Here is a 265-nt window from a genome sequence, read left to right on the forward strand (position 1 = left end):
CTTCCTTAGCTTTGGCTTTTTCTTCAGCAGTCAAATCGTTGTTGGCATCAATCGCATCGTTCTTAGCTTTCAATGCGTCATCGATGGCTTGTTTTGCAGCTGGCTTCGCTTGCGCTGTTGGTGTTACTGAAGATACACTTGCTTCCCCATCGTTTTTAGCTTGTTCTACCGCATCGTTTGTTGTTGCATTGTCAATAGTTGTTTTCGCTACGTCGGCTTTGGCTTTTGCATCAGCTTTCGCCGCAGTTTTTTCTTCGTCTGTTAA

Annotated in this window: 1 protein-coding gene; it reads right to left on the reverse strand. The window is 44.5% G+C overall.

What is annotated here, in order from left to right; genetic code table 11:
• A partial coding sequence (locus tag L0P31_RS09305; protein WP_238096655.1) for a DUF1542 domain-containing protein occupies positions 1 to 265 on the reverse strand: 265 nt, incomplete at both ends.

This window comes from Streptococcus mitis, assembly GCF_022137125.1.
GTDB lineage: Bacteria > Bacillota > Bacilli > Lactobacillales > Streptococcaceae > Streptococcus > Streptococcus mitis_CE.